This is a genomic window from Pseudomonas sp. Pme6b (assembly GCF_058129925.1).
Genome location: NZ_CM176704.1, coordinates 3,827,266 through 3,844,954, shown reverse-complemented (window position 1 = coordinate 3,844,954; position 17,689 = coordinate 3,827,266). Strand labels below are relative to the sequence as shown.

Sequence of the window (17,689 nt, the reverse complement as noted above, 5' to 3'; positions counted from 1 at the left end):
CGCCTCCTTAGCGGCGAATGACGCCGACGCTCAAACCTTCGATCACCAGCTCCTGATCCTTGAGATCGACCTCGATAGGGGCGAAATCAGGGTTTTCAGCCAGCAGCCAGACTTTGCTGCCTTCACGCTTGAAACGCTTGACGGTGACTTCGTCGCCGATCCGGGCAACTACGATCTGGCCGTTACGTGCTTCGCGAGTGGTGTGCACCGCCAACAGGTCGCCATCCAGAATCCCGACGTCCTTCATACTCATACCGTGAACGCGCAGCAGGTAGTTGGCGCTGGGGTGGAAAAAGGAAGGGTTGATGTTGCAGGACTCTTCGATATGTTGCTGAGCCAGAATCGGCGCGCCAGCTGCTACGCGACCAATGACCGGCAGGCTGCTTTCATCCGGCCGTGCTTCAAAGCCGGGAATGCGGATGCCGCGTGAGGCACCAGGGGTCATTTCGATGGCGCCTTTGCGAGCCAATGCCTTAAGGTGTTCTTCCGCTGCGTTGGGCGATTTGAAACCCAGCTCCTGGGCTATTTCCGCACGTGTAGGTGGAAAGCCGTTGTCTTCCAGGCAGCGTTTGATGAAGCCCAGGATTTCAGCCTGGCGTGGCGTCAGTTTGATCATGATGGGCGCTCTGGCTTTTTATACAGTGACTGGGATTATATACAGTGAACGCGCGTTGGCAATCATCCTTTTTACTTTCGCTGCCAGGCGGTGCGATGTGTGGTTGCGAAGCCTTGCGTCAAAAAGCGCTGCATAAGCTGTCTGTTGTCATTTAACATCCAGTTTCGTGACTGTTCAGCCACAAAATGAACGGGTCCGCTTGACAAACGGGGCGCCTGATACGTATGTTTCAAACGTTCGTTTGTTAGGCAGAGAGCCATGGCCCAGTCGGAAACCGTTGAACGCATTCTTGATGCTGCCGAGCAGTTATTCGCAGAAAAGGGGTTTGCTGAAACCTCCTTGCGTCTCATCACCAGCAAGGCTTCGGTCAATCTGGCTGCGGTGAACTATCACTTCGGTTCGAAAAAGGCGCTGATTCAGGCGGTGTTCTCACGTTTTCTCGGCCCGTTCTGCATCAGTCTCGATCGCGAGCTGGAGCGTCGCCAGGCAAAACCCGAACACAAGCCGAGCCTGGAAGAACTGCTGGAGATCCTCGTCGAGCAGGCGCTTGTCGTGCAACCGCGAAGCGGTAACGACCTGTCGATCTTCATGCGTCTTTTAGGGCTTGCCTTCAGTCAGAGTCAGGGCCACCTGCGCCGTTATCTTGAAGACATGTACGGTAAGGTGTTCCGTCGTTACATGACGCTGGTCAACGAAGCCGCCCCCCGTATTCCGCCTATCGAGCTGTTCTGGCGCGTGCACTTCATGCTCGGTGCCGCTGCATTCAGCATGTCCGGCATCAAGGCCTTGCGCGCGATTGCCGAAACCGATTTTGGCGTCAATACCTCCATCGAGCAGGTCATGCGCCTGATGGTGCCATTTCTCGCCGCAGGTATGCGTGCCGACACCAGCGTCAGTGACCCGACAATGATCGCCGCTCAACTCAGGCCGCGCAGCAAGAGCAGCACCGGCACGCCTGCGGTCGCCAAGGCCTGACCCGCAAAGCCTTAATGTACCGGCGCATCGCATTGCGTCAGGCTTCAGGATCAAGCACCATGCCCGGATTGCAAATGGGCACTGGTGTGTAAGGGTTTTTTCTATGAGTTCTGGCCTGCAAGGCTCCCTGATGGTCGATGTCGCCGGCACCTGGCTGACCAGCGAAGACCGTCAGTTTCTGCGTCAGCCCGAAGTGGGCGGTTTGATTATCTTTGCCCGAAACATCGAGCATCCCCGTCAGGTTCGTGAACTGAGTGCGGCGATTCGCGCCGTTCGCCCGGACTTGCTGCTGGCAGTTGATCAGGAGGGCGGCAGGGTCCAGCGCCTGCGGCAGGGGTTCGTGCGTCTACCGCCGATGCGCGCCATTGCCGACAAGCCAGATGCTGTGCTGCTGGCCGAGCATTGCGGCTGGCTGATGGCCACCGAAGTATTGGCTGTCGGCCTGGACCTGAGTTTTGCTCCGGTGCTGGATCTGGACTACCAGCGCAGCGCGGTCGTCGGGACGCGTTCGTTTGAGGGCGACCCGGAGCGTGCTGCGCTGCTGGCAGGGGCGTTTATTCGTGGCATGAACGCGGCTGGCATGGCTGCGACCGGCAAGCATTTCCCTGGCCACGGCTGGGCCGAAGCCGACTCTCACGTGGCTATCCCGAATGACGAGCGCAGTCTGGAACAGATTCGCGCCAGCGATCTGGTGCCGTTCGCACGCCTGAGCCGACAGCTCGCTGCAGTGATGCCTGCTCATGTCATCTACCCGAAAGTCGATTCGCAGCCTGCCGGTTTCTCCAAGCGCTGGCTGCAAGACATCCTGCGCGATGAACTGAAATTTGACGGTGTTATTTTCAGCGATGATCTGTCGATGGCCGGTGCCCATGTGGTCGGTGATGCCGCCAGCCGTATCGAGGCTGCGCTGACGGCGGGTTGCGACATGGGGCTGGTATGCAACGACCGCGCTGCGGCAGAGCTGGCCCTCGGTGCGGCCCAGCGCCTGAAAGTCAGGCCTTCGCCGCGCATCGCGCGTATGCGCGGCCAGGCATCAGCCAGTACTGATTATCGGCAACACCCGCGCTGGCAGGCCGCGCTTCAGGCCCTGCGCGCTGCTCAACTGATCGATTAAGGATTTGCGATGACTGTTTACGCGATTATTGGTGGGACTGGCCTGACCCAGCTGGAAGGCCTGAACATTCGGCAGTCCTTGCCCATGAACACGCCTTATGGCGCACCTTCCGGCGAAATCCAGATTGGCGATTATGCCGGTCGCGAAGTGATGTTTTTGGCGCGGCATGGTCATCCGCACCGTTTGCCACCGCATCAGGTCAACTACCGGGCCAACATCTGGGCCTTGAAGCAGGCTGGTGCCGAAGCGATTCTGGCGGTCAATGCGGTAGGTGGCATACATCCTGCGATGGGCACCGGGCACTTTTGCGTGCCGCATGATCTGGTCGACTACACCAGCGGTCGCCAGCACACGTTCTTTGCCGATGATCTGGAAGAGGTCACGCACATTGACTTCAGCTATCCCTACAGCGAAGCGTTACGGGCGCGGCTGGTTGCAGCACTGGCCGCTGAAGGGTGCGAGTTCTCTGATCGGGGTGTCTATGCCTGTACTCAGGGGCCGCGCCTGGAGACGGTCGCCGAAATCATCCGCCTTGAGCGTGATGGCTGCGACATCGTCGGCATGACTGGTATGCCCGAGGCCGCTCTGGCCCGTGAGCTGGAGCTGGAATACGCCTGCCTGGCGCTGGTGGTCAATCCGGCAGCGGGCAAGTCGACCACTGTCATAACCATGGCAGAAATCGAACAGGCCCTGCGCGATGGTATGGGCAAGGTAAAAGCCACGCTCGCCCGGGTTCTGTCAGCCTCCTGACTTACAGCATGCGCTTGAGGGTATTGTCCTTGCGCAGAAGGTGATGCCAGAGCGCGGCGACTACGTGCAGGGCGATGACGTAATAGAAGATCGAGCCCAGCAGCTTGTGCACATCTTCGAACGTTTCGGCCCTGCGATCCGAGGTCGGCAGGGGCCAGGGTATCTGCAGGTCGGTGAGGGGAATGGGTAACGCGCCTTTTTCCACCATCACCGTCAGCAGACCCAATAAAGGCTGAGCGAACAGGAACGCATACAGCGCGTAATGCGTAAGTGTCGCGGCTAAGCGCAACGCGCCTTCAAGCGGCGGCGTTATGCCGGGCGGACGATGCCGTCGACGTTCGGCGACGCGGAAAAACGCCATGGCCAGAATCACAATCCCCACCCAGAAATGGCTCTGCACGACCAGTGTGCGGTATTCAGAACCCTTGCCAAACTGACTGCGGCTCAGAATCAGGGTATACGCCAGCACAATCAGTATGGCCATGACCCAGTGCAGCCATCTGGCTCGTGCGGTGTAGCGTTGAGAAGTCGGTGCATCCACGGTTGGATTCCTTGTCGCTTTTTTACAGGTCCCGTAAGCAGTTTAGGCAGTTGCCGGGATCCTGCGTTTCATTTGTACGCGTTTTTTTCAGCGTCAGATCAGTGCCATTGAATATGCCCGACTGAATATGGCAAATACGCAGCACAGGCGACACGGGACGGAACCTGTGCCGATGGGTGGCTTCATATGACGTGAATATTCACCCGGGAGCGAGTCTTGACCAGTGCCAATCCGCCTGTCGGCCCAGCAACGCCAGTGTCCGCCAGTGTTTCATTGAATGTACTGACCATGAACATGCACATGGGCTTTGGCATTTTCAATCGCCGCTTCATTTTGCCGGAGTTGCGTGAGGCTGTGCGTACTGTATCGGCCGATATCGTGTTTCTTCAGGAAGTGCACGGCGAGCACCAGAGCCATGCGCGCAGCGTCAAGGACTGGCCGACGATTTCCCAGTACGAGTTCCTCGCCGACAGCATGTGGAACGACTTTGCCTATGGTCGTAATGCGGTGTACCCGGATGGCGATCACGGTAACGCGCTGCTGTCCAAGTACCCGATCATCCAGCACGAGAACCTCGACATTTCCATTCATGGCACCGAGCAGCGCGGTTTGCTGCACTGCATCCTGGAGGTGCCATACGCCGGTCGGGTGCATGCGGTGTGTGTTCACTTGGGCTTGCGTGAAAGCCATCGGCGTCAGCAGCTCAACCTGCTCGCCGAACTGATGGAGCGTCTTCCCGAGGGTGAGCCGGTGATCGTTGCCGGTGATTTCAATGACTGGCGTCAGCGCGCCGATGCTTTGCTGGAGGGCACCGGGTTGCACGAGGTTTTTGTCGAGCGCTTCGGCGCGCCGGCCAAAAGCTTTCCGGCCCGCTGGCCGTTGCTCCGGCTGGACCGGATCTATGTCCGCAACGCGACTTCCCACAGGCCGAAAGTATTGTCCAGCCGCCCGTGGTCTCATCTTTCCGATCATGCACCGCTGGCGGTGGAGTTGACCTTATGAGTAATACGACAGGGCAGTGGTGTGATGGCAACTCGGTAGAGCTGCTGATCAACGGTGAAGACTTCTACGCCCGGGTGTTCGAGTGCATACGGGCCGCGCGCAAAGAGGTGTTGATCGAGACTTTCATCATCTTTGAAGACCGGATTGGCGAGGGCTTGCAACAGGCGTTGCTCCAAGCTGCGGCCAACGGCGCGAAAGTGGTTGTCACGGTAGATGACTACGGGACATCGGACCTGAGTTCGGTGTTTGTCAAAACCATGATCGATGCCGGTATTCAGATTCAGCTGTTCGACCCGCGTCCGCGATTCATGGGTATGCGCACCAACCTATTCCGCCGTCTGCACCGCAAGGTGGTCGTCATTGATGGCGAACTGGGCTTTATCGGCGGCATCAACTACAGCGTCGATCACATGACTGACACGGGGGTGACGGCCAAACAGGACTATGCCGTTCTGGTCCGTGGCCCGATTGTTGGCGATATTCACCACAGCGCGTTGAACATGCTCAGCAAGGTCGTTCGTGACAAATTGCCGCCCATTGCACTGAAGCTGGACCGCGCCGGTGACGCCAGCATGCTGCTCGCCGAGCGCGACAATGACGAGCACAGTACCGATATCGAAGAGCAGTACCTTGAGGCGATTCGCGCTGCGAAGCAACGGATCACCCTGGCCAACGCGTATTTTTATCCCAGCTACCGCTTTCTGCGTGAGCTGCGCAATGCATCACGGCGGGGCGTCAAGGTCACCCTGATTTTGCAAGGTCAGCCCGACATGCCGTTCGTGCGGGTCTGCTCGCGGCTGACCTACACCTACCTGCTGCGCGACGGCGTGGTCATTCACGAGTACAAGCAACGTGCATTGCACGGCAAGGTCGCGCTGATCGATCAGGACTGGTCCACCGTGGGCTCCAGCAATCTAGACCCGCTGAGCTTGGCGCTGAACCTGGAGGCCAATCTGTTCATCCGTGATCGCGGGCTCAATGAGCATCTGCAAAACCATCTGATGGAGCTTGCCGCTGCCCACAGCAAGCAGATGAGCCTCAAGGGCGCGGCGCGCGGCCAGTGGTGGCGTGCGCCGATGATCGTTTTAAGCTTCTTTTTCCTGCGGCGTTTTCCGGCCATTGCCGGCCTGTTCCCGGTTCACGGTGTGCGCCTCAAGCCGTTACGGGCCGGTGACGTGGTGCCGGAAGCGAAAGTCATCGAACAGCAACAGAACAACCACGAGATGGACCAGGAGAAAACTTCATGACTCAGGCCGCAAATGCAGCGCCGCGAAGTGCGCAGGGAGCCAAATGGAAATGGGCAAAGCGGATATTCAATCTGTTTTTCTTCATTGCTGTCCCGGTCCTGTTGTTTCTGCTGGTCAAGAACCTTGACTGGCAAGAGGTCAAGCAGGCGCTGTCGTCCTACAAGGCCAGCACTCTGGCCATTGCCGCTGTTGTGGCCTTTGCCAGTTATGCAACCTATTGCGGTTTTGACGTACTGGCGCGGTATTACACCCGCCACACATTGTCGATCAAACAGATCGTGCCTGTGACCTTTGTCTGCTACGCATTCAACCTCAATCTCAGTTCATGGGTTGGCGGCATCGCCTTGCGTTACCGGTTGTATTCCCGGTTGGGGCTGGACGTGTCGACCATCACCCGGATTCTGAGCCTCAGCCTGATTACCAACTGGCTGGGCTACATGCTGCTGGCCGGTTTCGTGTTTTCGATGCGTTTTCTGGAGTTGCCAGAGGAATGGTCGATCGGCACCACGACCCTGCAATTGATCGGTTTCGGACTGTTGGCCGTGTGTGTTGCCTACCTGTTGGCCTGCCGGTTTTCCAAAAAGCGCTCATGGACCGTTCGTGATCAGGAATTCAATCTACCGTCGATGAAGCAGGCCTTGATGCAGGCCAGCCTGGGGGCTCTGAACTGGTCGCTGATGGCTGCGGTGATTTACACGCTGCTGCCCGACAAGGCGTTTTACCCGGCGATTCTCGGTGTGTTGCTGATCAGCAGCATCGCGGGTGTCATTACTCACATTCCAGCCGGGCTGGGCGTGCTTGAGACTGTATTCATTACCTTGCTGGCTCACCAGTTCTCCAAGGGCAGTCTGCTGGCAGCTCTGATCGGCTACCGCGCCATTTACTTCCTGCTGCCGCTGTTGATTGCATTGGTGGTGTATCTGGTGCTGGAAAAACGCGCGAAGAAAATGGGTGAGAAGAACCAGCAGCGAATGGGGCAGGAAGCTAAGACCTGAGGGCCAGGAATCTCAGCCCTCAATCATCAAACCCGACCTGCTCGTGGATCTCGTCGACTTTCAGCTCCAGCCGATACGCCACTGCAATGAACAGTGCTTGGCACAGGCACAGGGTGGCGCTCAGCGAGCGGAAGGCGAACGAGCTGCCTTCATTGACCAGCAACACCGAGTTAGCACGCTTGGCCAGCGGCGACAGATTGCTGTCGGTGATGATCAGCGTCTTGGCCTGATGATGCTGGGCGATGCGTAGGCAATGCTGGGTTTCCTTGCCGTAGGGCGTGAAGCTGATGGCAATCACCAGATCGTTGGCACGCACGCTGCGCATCTGCTCTCGATAGCTGCCCCCCAGGCCCGATATCAAGTGAATACGCTTGTTGGTGTGTTGCAGGTTGTAGACCAGATAATCCGCCACAGCAAATGAGCGGCGCACACCCACCACGTAGATATTGTCGGCGTTGACCACCAGGTCTACAGCCTTTTCGAACTCATCGTCGTCCAGCTCTGCACTCAAACGCTCCAGCCCGGAGAGTGTTGCGCTCACGCATTCGCGTGCCAGATCACCCGAGTGGGCCTTCTGAGACTTATTGGCGATCATGCTGCGGATGCGTTGCTGGTAGTTCTGCACCGGCGTGGTCTTGTGCGTGTAAGCCTCGCGAAACAACGCCTGCATCTCACTGAAGCCGCTAAACCCGAAACGCTGGGAAAAGCGCACGATGGCCGACGGGTGGACTTCGCACTCGCGGGCAATGTCACTGATCCGGTCAACCATGATCCGGTCGCTCTGCTGGCTCATATAGCTGGCGATGCGCTTGAGCTGACGCGGTAAACCGTCGTACTCATCAGTGATCAGCCTTAGCAGGCCTTCGGCATTGGTCGGCGGCATGTCGACGCTCGTCTCGGGCAGAGTGGGCTGATCGGCGCGGGTCATATTCAAATCCTTTCTACCTGTTCTTTCAGGGCAATTTCTTACAGGGCAACATCTTTCAAGGTAACGCAGTTGTGTGCCCGACGATGGAGGCTGCCTTGGGCCGGGACGACTATAGCTTACCCGTCTGTGCATTGTGCCAGCACTTGAATAGCGGTATGGAAAAAATATTCCACTAAAAATAATTATAGAATAAATATTGATTGATGAGGCTCGACGTTTTACGCTGCATTCACAAAGCAGCGTGTACACATGATGCAGGCGCTGCAGGCTGATAAAAATAACAGGAGCCACCATGGGCCAGACACGCTTTGCCACTGGGCGTCAGTTGGATCTGATCTGCCTCGGACGCCTGGGCGTCGATCTTTATGCGCAACAAGTAGGTGCGCGGCTGGAAGACGTTTCCAGTTTCGCCAAATACCTGGGCGGCTCATCGGCCAATATCGCATTCGGTACTGCCAGGCTGGGGCTCAGGTCGGCCATGCTTAGCAGGGTAGGTGATGACCATATGGGTCGCTTCCTGGTCGAGTCGCTGGCCCGCGAAGGCTGTGATGTCAGCGCTATCAAGCGCGATCCCGAGCGCCTGACCGCCATGGTGCTGCTGGGGCTGAAAGACCGCGAAACGTTCCCCTTGGTGTTCTACCGCGAAAATTGCGCCGACATGGCTTTGCGCGCCGAGGACATCGACGAACAGCAGATCGCGTCGAGCAAGGCGCTGCTGATCACCGGCACGCATTTTTCTACCGATCAAGTGTTCAAGGCCAGCAGCCAGGCGCTCGACTACGCCGAAAAGCACGACGTCAAACGCGTGCTGGATATTGATTATCGCCCAGTGCTCTGGGGCCTGGCGGCCAAGGCTGATGGCGAGACACGTTTTGTCGCCGATCAGAAGGTCAGCCAGCATGTGCAGCGCATCCTGCCGCGTTTTGACCTGATTGTCGGTACTGAAGAAGAATTTCAGATTGCCGGCGGCTCTACCGATTTGCTCACGGCCCTGCGTACCGTGCGCGAACTGACGGCAGCAACGCTTGTGGTCAAGCTCGGCCCGCAAGGTTGCACGGTGATTCACGGTGCCATTCCTGAGCGGCTTGAAGACGGCGCAATCTACCCCGGCGTGCGGGTGGAAGTGCTCAACGTGCTGGGCGCTGGCGATGCGTTCATGTCCGGTTTTCTCAGCGGCTGGCTCAAGGATGCCAGTGACGAGCGCTGCTGCCAGCTGGCCAATGCCTGTGGCGGTCTGGTGGTATCGCGCCATGCCTGCGCGCCTGCGATGCCGACGCCTGCCGAACTGGATTACCTGTTCAGCAGCCCGCACCCCATTACCCGGCCTGATCAGGATGTTGTCCTGCAACGGCTGCATCAGGTCAGCGTGCCACGCAAGCAGTGGCGGCAGTTGTTCATCTTCGCCTTCGATCATCGCGGCCAACTGGTCGAGCTGGCCCAACAGGCCGGGCGCGACCTGAGCAGCATCAGCCAGCTCAAGCAACTGTTCGTGCAGGCGGTTGAGCGGGTCGAAGCCGGCCTGCGCCAGCGTGGCATCGAAGCCGATGTCGGGCTGCTCGCCGATCAGCGCTTCGGTCAGGATTCACTTAACGCTGCGACCGGTCGCGGTTGGTGGGTGGCGCGTCCGGTGGAAGTGCAGGGTTCAAGACCCCTGGCGTTCGAGCATGGCCGCTCCATCGGCAGCAATCTGCTCGCCTGGCCGCAAGAGCAGATCATCAAGTGCCTGGTGCAATATCACCCCGATGACGAGCCCATGCTGCGTCTGGAACAGGAAGCGCAGATCAAGGCGCTCTACGACGCGTCGAAAGTCAGTGGTCACGAACTGCTGCTGGAAATCATTCCACCCAAGGATCACCCCTCGTCTCATCCTGACGTGATGGTCCGGTCGCTGAAGCGTTTGTACAACCTGGGCATCTACCCGGCGTGGTGGAAGATCGAGGCGCAGAGCGCGCAGGTCTGGCAGCAGCTGGACGAGTTGATCCAGCAGCGCGATCCGTATTGCCGTGGCGTGGTACTGCTCGGGCTCAATGCGCCTGTCGAAGACCTCGCTGCCGGTTTTGCCGAAGCACGACACAGCCGCGTCTGCCAGGGTTTTGCCGTCGGTCGGACCATATTTCGCGAGCCAAGCCGGGCCTGGATGGCCGGGGAAATAGACGATGCGGCGCTGGTCAGTCGGGTGCAGAGCACCTTCAACTGGTTGATCGAGTCCTGGCGCGAAAGCCGCGCCTGACTCTTTCTTGATCTGACGTCGCGATAACAACAAAAAAGGTGCAGCCATGCCCGTTTCCATTTCCACACCCAGGATCCGCATCGGCATCAACCCGATCTCCTGGAGCAACGATGACTTGCCGGCCCTCGGCGGAGAGACGCCACTGAGCACCGCCTTGAGCGAAGGCAAAGCCATTGGTTACGAGGGCTTTGAGCTCAACGGCAAATTTCCGAAAGATGCCAAGGGGGTCGGCGATGTGCTGCGGCCCTATGATCTGGCGCTGGTTTCCGGCTGGTATTCAAGCCATTTGGCGCGGCGCTCGGTGGCCGAAGAAATCGAAGCCATTACCCCGCATGTGCAATTGCTCGCCGAGAATGGCGCTTCGGTACTGGTGTACGGTGAAGTGGCTGACTCGATTCAGGGGCAGCGCATTCCGTTGGTTGAACGACCGCGTTTTCACACCGATGCAGCCTGGCTTGAATATGCCGAAAAACTCACCGAACTGGCGCGTTTCACCCTGTCCCGAGGGGTACGCCTGGCGTATCACCACCACATGGGCGCTTACGTCGAGTCGCCACAGGATATTGATCGGCTGATGACACTGACCGGCAAGGAAGTCGGACTGCTGTTCGATTCGGGGCATTGTTACATGGGCGGCGGCGAGCCTTTGCAGGTGCTGAGCAAGCACATCGAGCGCGTCTGCCATGTGCATTTCAAGGATGTGCGCAAACCTGTGGTGCAACTGGCACGCAACAATCTCTGGAGCTTTCCGGACTGCATCATCAATGGCACGTTCACGGTGCCAGGCGACGGTGATATCGACTTTTCTGCGCTGCTCAAGGTGTTGTTGCAAGCCAGCTACAGCGGCTGGCTGGTGGTCGAGGCCGAACAGGACCCAGCGGTAGCGCCGAGTTATGTGTATGCCAAAAAGGGCTATGACACCTTGCGCCAACTGCTGGCCGATGCGCAATAAGGAGGATTGAACCATGAATCTGCTGACCAAGAGCAAACCCCAGGGCCGTGACATCGTGACGCTGGCGCCCGGCTCGCTCGAGTACGTGAACTTTGCCGCCTACCGACTGGAGGGCGGAGAGCGCCTGCCTCTCGCTGCAGAAGAAAACGAACTGTGCGTGGTCTTGCTGGCCGGGCACGCCAGCGTGAATGGCGAAGCACCGGGGCAGGGCGCTTTCAGTTGGGAAAACATCGGCGACCGGCAATCGGTGTTCGAGGAAAAATCGCCGTTTGCGGTCTACCTGCCACCGCATAGTCAGGCAGAGTTCGTTGCGCGTGGTCCGCTGCATCTGGCCGTATGCACGGCGCCGGGCGATGCGGGCAAACAGCTTGCGGCGCGGCTGATCATGCCGGGCAGCATGAAACGCAGCGTACGCGGCAAAGGGGCCAACACCCGTTACGTGTGCGACATTCTGCCGGACAGTGAACCGGCGCATTCGCTGCTGGTGGTCGAGGTACGGACTCCTTCGGGACATTCGTCCAGCTACCCGCCGCACAAGCACGACCGGGACAATCTGCCCCACGAGAGCTTTCTCGAAGAGACCTACTACCACCAGGTCAACCCGCCGCAGGGTTTCGTTTTCCAGCGGGTTTACACCGACGACCGCAGTATCGATCAGGCCATGGCCGTGGAAAACAATGATCTGGTGACAGTGCCCAAAGGTTATCACCCGGTGTCTGTGCCCTACGGTTACGAATCGTATTACCTGAACGTGATGGCCGGTCCGACACGCGCCTGGCAGTTCCACAACGACCCGCAGCACAGCTGGCTGCTGGATCTTTGATTTCCCCTTTTTACTCTGGAGGCATGAGATGAACGAGTCACCGGTAATCGGCCATTACATCAACGGACACCTGAATGACGGCGATGGTGAGCGTTACAGCGATGTCTTCAACCCGGCAATCGGCACTGTTCAAGCGCGCGTTGCGCTGGCCAGCGTGAAAACCGTGGATGAAGCGGTCGCTTCGGCCAAGGCTGCTTTTCCCGGCTGGGCCGATCAGTCCTCGCTGCGCCGGGCGCGGGTCATGTTCAAGTTCAAGGACTTGCTGGACCGGCACCACGACGAGCTGGCGCAGATCATTTGCCGCGAGCACGGCAAGGTGCTGTCCGATGCGCGTGGTGAAGTGGTGCGCGGTATCGAGATTGTCGAATTTGCCTGCGGTGCGCCCAGCCTGCTGAAAAGTGATTTCAGCGACAACATTGGCGGTGGTATCGATAACTGGAACCTGCGTCAGCCACTGGGCGTCTGCGCCGGGGTCACGCCGTTCAACTTTCCGGTCATGGTGCCACTGTGGATGATCCCTATGGCATTGGTGACCGGCAACTGCTTCATCCTCAAACCTTCCGAGCGCGATCCGTCGGCCAGCCTGCTGATGGCGCGCCTGCTCAAGGAGGCCGGTCTGCCTGATGGTGTATTCAACGTGGTGCAGGGCGACAAGGTCGCGGTCGATGCCTTGCTGCAGCACCCTGACATCGAGGCCATTTCGTTCGTCGGTTCGACGCCGATTGCCGAGTACATCCACCAGCAGGGCACGGCCCACGGCAAGCGCGTGCAGGCGCTGGGCGGGGCCAAGAATCACATGATCGTGATGCCCGATGCGGACCTGGATCAAGCCGCCGATGCCTTGATCGGGGCGGCGTATGGTTCGGCGGGTGAGCGCTGCATGGCGATTTCCATTGCAGTGGTGGTAGGCGATGTCGGCCAGCAACTGATCGACAAGCTGCTGCCGCGCATCGATCAGCTCAAGGTCGGCAATGGCATGCAGGCCGATTCGGACATGGGGCCGTTGGTCACCGCCGTGCACAAGGCCAAGGTAGAGGGTTTCATCGATCAGGGCGTCAACGAGGGGGCGAAGCTGATTGTCGATGGTCGCCACTTCAAGGTGCCGGGTGCCGAGCAGGGCTTTTTCGTCGGGGCGACGCTGTTCGACCACGTCACGCCGCAGATGCAGATCTACAAGGAAGAAATCTTCGGCCCGGTGCTGGGCATCGTCCACGTTGCGGATTTCGCCAGTGCCGTCGAGCTGATCAACGCACACGAATTCGGCAACGGTGTGTCGTGCTTTACCAGCGATGGTGGTGTGGCCCGTGCGTTTGCGCGGACCATCAAGGTCGGCATGGTCGGTATCAACGTGCCTATCCCGGTGCCCATGGCCTGGCATTCGTTTGGCGGCTGGAAACGTTCACTGTTTGGCGATCACCACGCGTATGGCGAAGAAGGCCTGCGCTTTTACAGTCGCTACAAGAGTGTCATGCAGCGCTGGCCGGACAGCATCGCCAAAGGCCCCGAGTTCAGTATGCCGACTGCCAAATAGCCTTCATCAATGGAATGTTGCGGAGAACAAGAACAATGAACCAACCTCTGCGTTTCGCCCTTAATCGAATGGTCGCGCCGCGCCTGTCTCTGGAAGGTTTCGTCGATCTGGCGGTGAAGCTGGGTGCCGATGCCATCGAGATTCGCAACGACCTCAAGGGTATCGAGATCGAGGACGGCACTGCACCCCAGGTCGTTCGTGACCTTTGCGCTGCCCGGGGGGTAAAGGTGCTGTCCATCAACGCCCTGTACCCATTCGATGTCTGGAATGAAGAGCGCGCAGCCCAGGCGACGAAGCTTGCGCAGTACGCTCGCGACTGCGGTGCGCGCGGTCTGGTGCTATGTCCGCTCAATGACCGTGCAGATCCGCGTAACGGCGCGCAGCGCGCTTCGGGGTTGCGCACCGCGTTGACTGCGTTGGCACCTATTCTTCGTGAGCACGGCATTCTCGGCTTCGTCGAACCGCTGGGCTTCGAGGAGTGCTCGTTGCGCCTCAAACGTCAGGCGGTGGACGCAATCAGGGCGGTGGGTGGGCTGGACGTTTATCGGCTGGTTCATGACACCTTTCACCACCACCTGGCCGGTGAGGTCGAGCTGTTTCCAGAGTTGACCGGGCTGGTGCATATCTCCGGTGTCGAGGATGCGCAGGCACCGCTCAACAGCATTCGCGATGGCCATCGCGTGCTGGTCGGCGAAGCTGACATTCTGGGTAATGCATCGCAGATCGAGCGTTTGCTGGACAGCGGCTATGAGGGCCATCTGTCGTTCGAACCATTCGCCGAAAGCGTCCATGCGCTGGCCGACATCCCTCAGGCGATAGCGGCGAGCATGACGCACTTGTCACGAGCCGTTTCGCAGCGTCACTGACGTCAGCCGTCAGGCCGCCTCAAACCCTGGCCACCTCAAACAACAACAAGGTGCGAACATGAGTACAACCCGACTGACCATGGCCCAGGCCCTGGTGAAGTTTCTCGATAATCAGTACGTCGAAGTCGACGGCGTGCAGAGCAAATTCGTCGCTGGCATCTTCACCATTTTCGGGCATGGCAACGTGCTGGGTCTTGGGCAGGCGCTGGAACAGGACAGCGGCGACCTGATGGTTCATCAAGGCCGTAACGAGCAGGGCATGTGCCACGCCGCCATCGGTTTTGCCAAGCAGCACCTGCGGCGCAAGATCTACGCGTGCAGCTCTTCGGTCGGGCCAGGCGCGGCGAACATGATCACCGCCGCCGCAACCGCCTCGGCCAACCGCATTCCGTTGCTGCTGTTGCCGGGGGACGTCTACGCCAGCCGCCAGCCTGACCCGGTGCTGCAACAGATCGAGCAGTTTCACGACCTGAGCATCAGCACCAACGATGCATTCAAGGCGGTGAGCAAATACTGGGACCGTATCAACCGTCCCGAGCAGTTGATGAGCGCGGCGCTCAATGCCATGCGCGTACTGACCGACCCGGCTGATACCGGTGCCGTCACGCTGGCGCTGCCTCAGGATGTGCAGGCCGAGGCCTACGATTATCCGGACAGCTTCCTGCAAAAACGTGTGCACCGTATCGACCGCCGCCCGCCCAGCAAGGCCATGCTTGACGACGCGTTGAAGCTGCTGGCCGGCAAGCGCAAACCGCTGCTGATCTGCGGTGGTGGCGTGCGTTATTCCGGCGCAGCCGATGCCTTGCAAGCCTTTGCCGAGCGCTTCGATATCCCGTTCGCCGAAACCCAGGCAGGCAAGAGTGCCATCGTTTCGGCGCACCCGCTGAACATGGGCGGCATCGGCGAAACCGGCACGGTGGCGGCCAATCGGTTGGCGAAAGAGGCGGACCTGATCATCGGCGTCGGCACCCGCTATAGCGATTTCACCACCGCGTCGAAATGGCTGTTCCAGAACCCGGATGTGCAGTTTCTCAACCTCAATGTCGGTGCCTTCGATGTGCAGAAGCTGGATGGCGTGCAGGTCCTGGCCGATGCGCAGGTGGCATTGCAGGCACTGACCGAAAGCCTGCAAGCCAGCGGTTACCGTGCTGCCTGGGACGATGCGCCGCAGACAGCCCGTGCGCAGCTGGATGCCGAGGTTGATCGCCTGTATGCGGTCGAGTACCAGAGCGAGGATTTCGTCCCGGAAATCAACGATCACCTGGATCCGGCCGTGCTGCGCGAGTTCATCGAGCTGACCGGCTCGTGTCTGACCCAGAGCGGCGTACTGGGCATCCTTAACCAGAACCTGCCTGCTGACGCAGTGATCGTTGCGGCCGCGGGCAGTTTGCCGGGCGACCTGCAGCGTGCCTGGCGCAGCACCGGGGTCGACACCTATCACGTCGAATACGGCTATTCATGCATGGGCTATGAGGTCAATGCCGCACTGGGCGTCAAGCTCGCTGCGCCGCACCGCGAGGTTTTCGCGCTGGTCGGTGATGGCTCTTACATGATGCTTCATTCAGAGCTGGCGACCTCGATTCAGGAGCGGCGCAAGATCAACGTGGTGTTGCTGGACAACATGACCTTCGGCTGCATCAACAACCTGCAGATGGAGCACGGCATGGACAGTTTCGGCACCGAGTTCCGCTTTCGCAATCCCGACACAGGCAAGCTCGACGGCGACTTTGTACCGGTGGATTTCGCCATGAGCGCTGCCGCCTATGGCTGCAAGACCTATAAGGTCAGCACCGCCGAACAACTGCGTCAGGCGCTCGTCGATGCGCAACGTCAGACGGTCTCGACGCTGATCGACATCAAGGTCCTGCCCAAGACCATGATCCACAAATACCTGTCGTGGTGGCGTGTCGGCGTTGCCGAAGTATCAACGACCGGCACCACGGCCCAGGTTTACGAAAAACTCAACCGCGAACTGGCCAAGGCTCGACAGTACTGATCACTGGTTATCGTTCAGCGCCCGTGACCCGTTCACGGCAACATCCAATAAAAAAAGGAACATGAAAATGGCATTGAAACTCGGCGTGATCGGTACAGGCGCAATCGGTCAGGATCATATCCGGCGTTGCAGCAAAACGCTGGTTGGCAGTCAGGTAGTAGCGGTCACCGACATCAACCTGGAGCAGGCAGCCAAAGTGGTGCGCGAGCTGGACATCGGCGCCGAAGTGTATGCCGATGGCCACGCGCTGATTGCCGCGCCCGACGTCGAGGCGGTGCTGGTCTGTTCCTGGGGCCCCAGCCATGAAGAGTACGTGCTGGCGGCCATTGCCGCAGGCAAGCCGGTGTTCTGCGAAAAGCCTTTGGCCGTTACCGCCGAGGGTTGCCGGCACATTGTCGAGGCCGAGATCGCCAGCGGCAGGCGTCTGGTTCAAGTGGGCTTCATGCGCCCCTATGATCAGGGCTATCGCGCCCTGAAATCGGTGATCGACAGCGGCCGTATCGGCGAACCGCTGATGCTTCACTGTGCGCACCGCAACCCTCGGGTCGGCGAGAACTACAAGACCGACATGGCGATCACCGACACGCTGATTCATGAACTCAATGTGCTGCGTTGGCTGCTCAACGATGACTATGTGTCGGTACAGGTGGTGTTCCCGCGCAAGACCAGCAAGGCCCTTGCGCACATGAAAGATCCGCAGATCGTGATGCTGGAAACGGCCAGAGGCACGCGCATCGACGTCGAAGTGTTCGTCAACTGCCAGTACGGCTACGACATCCAGTGTGAAGTGGTCGGCGAGAGCGGCATTGCCAAACTGCCTGAGCCTTCCCAGGTGCAGTTGCGTAGCGAAGCGAAATTGTCCAACGCGATCCTGATGGACTGGAAAGACCGGTTCATTGCCGCCTATGACGTCGAGTTGCAGGACTTCATCGATGGCGTTAACGCCGGCACGATTTACGGACCTTCTGCCTGGGATGGCTATGCCGCTGCGGTGGCCGCCGATGCCTGTGTGCAAGCGCAGAACAGTGGAGCAGTCGTGCCGATTGCCCTGGAGATGCGTCCCGCGTTTTATGACTGACAGAGGTGTCTGGAATCGGGCTGTCTTTCAAACAGTAAAAGGGAG

At 59.2% G+C, this 17,689-nt stretch carries 16 protein-coding genes; 13 read left to right on the top strand and 3 right to left on the bottom strand.

Going from position 1 to position 17,689, the window contains the following annotated elements:
* Nucleotides 1–7 precede the first annotated feature (7 nt).
* Nucleotides 8–616 (bottom strand): transcriptional repressor LexA, encoded by a 609-nt coding sequence (gene lexA / locus AC4ANE_RS17365; protein WP_002554100.1) that lies wholly within the window; start codon nucleotides 614–616, stop codon nucleotides 8–10.
* A gap of 258 nt (nucleotides 617–874) precedes the next feature.
* Between lexA and psrA the strand changes: the two genes are divergently transcribed.
* The 3 genes from psrA (at nucleotide 875) to AC4ANE_RS17350 (ending at nucleotide 3,455) form a co-directional block, all read left to right on the top strand.
* Nucleotides 875–1,591 carry a transcriptional regulator PsrA gene (gene psrA, locus AC4ANE_RS17360; RefSeq protein WP_002554099.1) on the top strand — a complete coding sequence of 239 codons (717 nt, stop codon included), beginning with the start codon at nucleotides 875–877 and terminating at the stop codon, nucleotides 1,589–1,591.
* 115 nt (nucleotides 1,592–1,706) lie between these two features.
* The gene (nagZ, locus tag AC4ANE_RS17355) at nucleotides 1,707–2,705 is read left to right on the top strand and encodes a beta-N-acetylhexosaminidase (protein ID WP_170947350.1); all 999 of its coding nucleotides are present in this window, start codon (nucleotides 1,707–1,709) and stop codon (nucleotides 2,703–2,705) included.
* Nucleotides 2,706–2,714: 9 nt separating this feature from the next.
* Nucleotides 2,715–3,455 (top strand): S-methyl-5'-thioinosine phosphorylase, encoded by a 741-nt coding sequence (locus tag AC4ANE_RS17350; RefSeq protein ID WP_002554097.1) that lies wholly within the window; start codon nucleotides 2,715–2,717, stop codon nucleotides 3,453–3,455.
* Nucleotide 3,456: 1 nt separating this feature from the next.
* Here AC4ANE_RS17350 and AC4ANE_RS17345 read toward each other — a convergent pair whose 3' ends face one another.
* Nucleotides 3,457–3,996 carry a cytochrome b gene (locus AC4ANE_RS17345; protein WP_002554096.1) on the bottom strand — a complete coding sequence of 180 codons (540 nt, stop codon included), beginning with the start codon at nucleotides 3,994–3,996 and terminating at the stop codon, nucleotides 3,457–3,459.
* A 216-nt stretch (nucleotides 3,997–4,212) separates the two neighbouring features.
* Between AC4ANE_RS17345 and AC4ANE_RS17340 the strand changes: the two genes are divergently transcribed.
* From AC4ANE_RS17340 to AC4ANE_RS17330, 3 genes are read left to right on the top strand one after another with little or no spacing between them, the layout of a single operon-like run.
* The gene (locus tag AC4ANE_RS17340) at nucleotides 4,213–4,998 is read left to right on the top strand and encodes an endonuclease/exonuclease/phosphatase family protein (RefSeq protein ID WP_002554095.1); all 786 of its coding nucleotides are present in this window, start codon (nucleotides 4,213–4,215) and stop codon (nucleotides 4,996–4,998) included.
* Nucleotides 4,995–6,245 carry a cardiolipin synthase ClsB gene (gene clsB, locus AC4ANE_RS17335; protein ID WP_002554094.1) on the top strand — a complete coding sequence of 417 codons (1,251 nt, stop codon included), beginning with the start codon at nucleotides 4,995–4,997 and terminating at the stop codon, nucleotides 6,243–6,245. The genes AC4ANE_RS17340 and clsB overlap by 4 nt, the downstream gene beginning before the upstream one ends.
* Nucleotides 6,242–7,240 (top strand): lysylphosphatidylglycerol synthase domain-containing protein, encoded by a 999-nt coding sequence (locus AC4ANE_RS17330; RefSeq protein ID WP_002554093.1) that lies wholly within the window; start codon nucleotides 6,242–6,244, stop codon nucleotides 7,238–7,240. The genes clsB and AC4ANE_RS17330 overlap by 4 nt, the downstream gene beginning before the upstream one ends.
* A gap of 19 nt (nucleotides 7,241–7,259) precedes the next feature.
* Here AC4ANE_RS17330 and AC4ANE_RS17325 read toward each other — a convergent pair whose 3' ends face one another.
* Nucleotides 7,260–8,168, bottom strand: coding sequence for a MurR/RpiR family transcriptional regulator (locus tag AC4ANE_RS17325; RefSeq protein ID WP_002554092.1), 909 nt, complete (start codon nucleotides 8,166–8,168; stop codon nucleotides 7,260–7,262).
* A gap of 292 nt (nucleotides 8,169–8,460) precedes the next feature.
* On the opposite strand from AC4ANE_RS17325, the gene AC4ANE_RS17320 reads away from it, so the two are divergent.
* From AC4ANE_RS17320 to iolG, 7 genes are all read left to right on the top strand, one after another.
* A complete protein-coding gene (locus tag AC4ANE_RS17320) occupies nucleotides 8,461–10,398 on the top strand; it encodes a bifunctional 5-dehydro-2-deoxygluconokinase/5-dehydro-2-deoxyphosphogluconate aldolase (protein ID WP_002554091.1) in 1,938 nt (645 codons plus the stop codon).
* A 46-nt stretch (nucleotides 10,399–10,444) separates the two neighbouring features.
* Complete coding sequence (gene iolE, locus AC4ANE_RS17315) at nucleotides 10,445–11,350, top strand: myo-inosose-2 dehydratase (RefSeq protein ID WP_004665739.1); 906 nt, start codon at nucleotides 10,445–10,447, stop codon at nucleotides 11,348–11,350.
* 13 nt (nucleotides 11,351–11,363) lie between these two features.
* Complete coding sequence (gene iolB, locus AC4ANE_RS17310) at nucleotides 11,364–12,173, top strand: 5-deoxy-glucuronate isomerase (RefSeq protein WP_002554088.1); 810 nt, start codon at nucleotides 11,364–11,366, stop codon at nucleotides 12,171–12,173.
* A 28-nt stretch (nucleotides 12,174–12,201) separates the two neighbouring features.
* Nucleotides 12,202–13,704 carry a CoA-acylating methylmalonate-semialdehyde dehydrogenase gene (locus tag AC4ANE_RS17305; protein ID WP_002554087.1) on the top strand — a complete coding sequence of 501 codons (1,503 nt, stop codon included), beginning with the start codon at nucleotides 12,202–12,204 and terminating at the stop codon, nucleotides 13,702–13,704.
* 35 nt (nucleotides 13,705–13,739) lie between these two features.
* Nucleotides 13,740–14,570, top strand: a complete 831-nt coding sequence (locus tag AC4ANE_RS17300; RefSeq protein ID WP_002554086.1) for a TIM barrel protein — start codon at nucleotides 13,740–13,742, stop codon at nucleotides 14,568–14,570.
* Between the two features lie 58 nt (nucleotides 14,571–14,628).
* The gene (iolD, locus tag AC4ANE_RS17295; protein ID WP_002554085.1) at nucleotides 14,629–16,566 is read left to right on the top strand and encodes a 3D-(3,5/4)-trihydroxycyclohexane-1,2-dione acylhydrolase (decyclizing); all 1,938 of its coding nucleotides are present in this window, start codon (nucleotides 14,629–14,631) and stop codon (nucleotides 16,564–16,566) included.
* 67 nt (nucleotides 16,567–16,633) lie between these two features.
* Entirely contained in the window at nucleotides 16,634–17,644 is a 1,011-nt protein-coding gene (gene iolG, locus AC4ANE_RS17290; RefSeq protein ID WP_002554084.1) for a bifunctional inositol 2-dehydrogenase/D-chiro-inositol 1-dehydrogenase, read from the top strand.
* The last annotated feature ends 45 nt before the right edge of the window (nucleotides 17,645–17,689 follow it).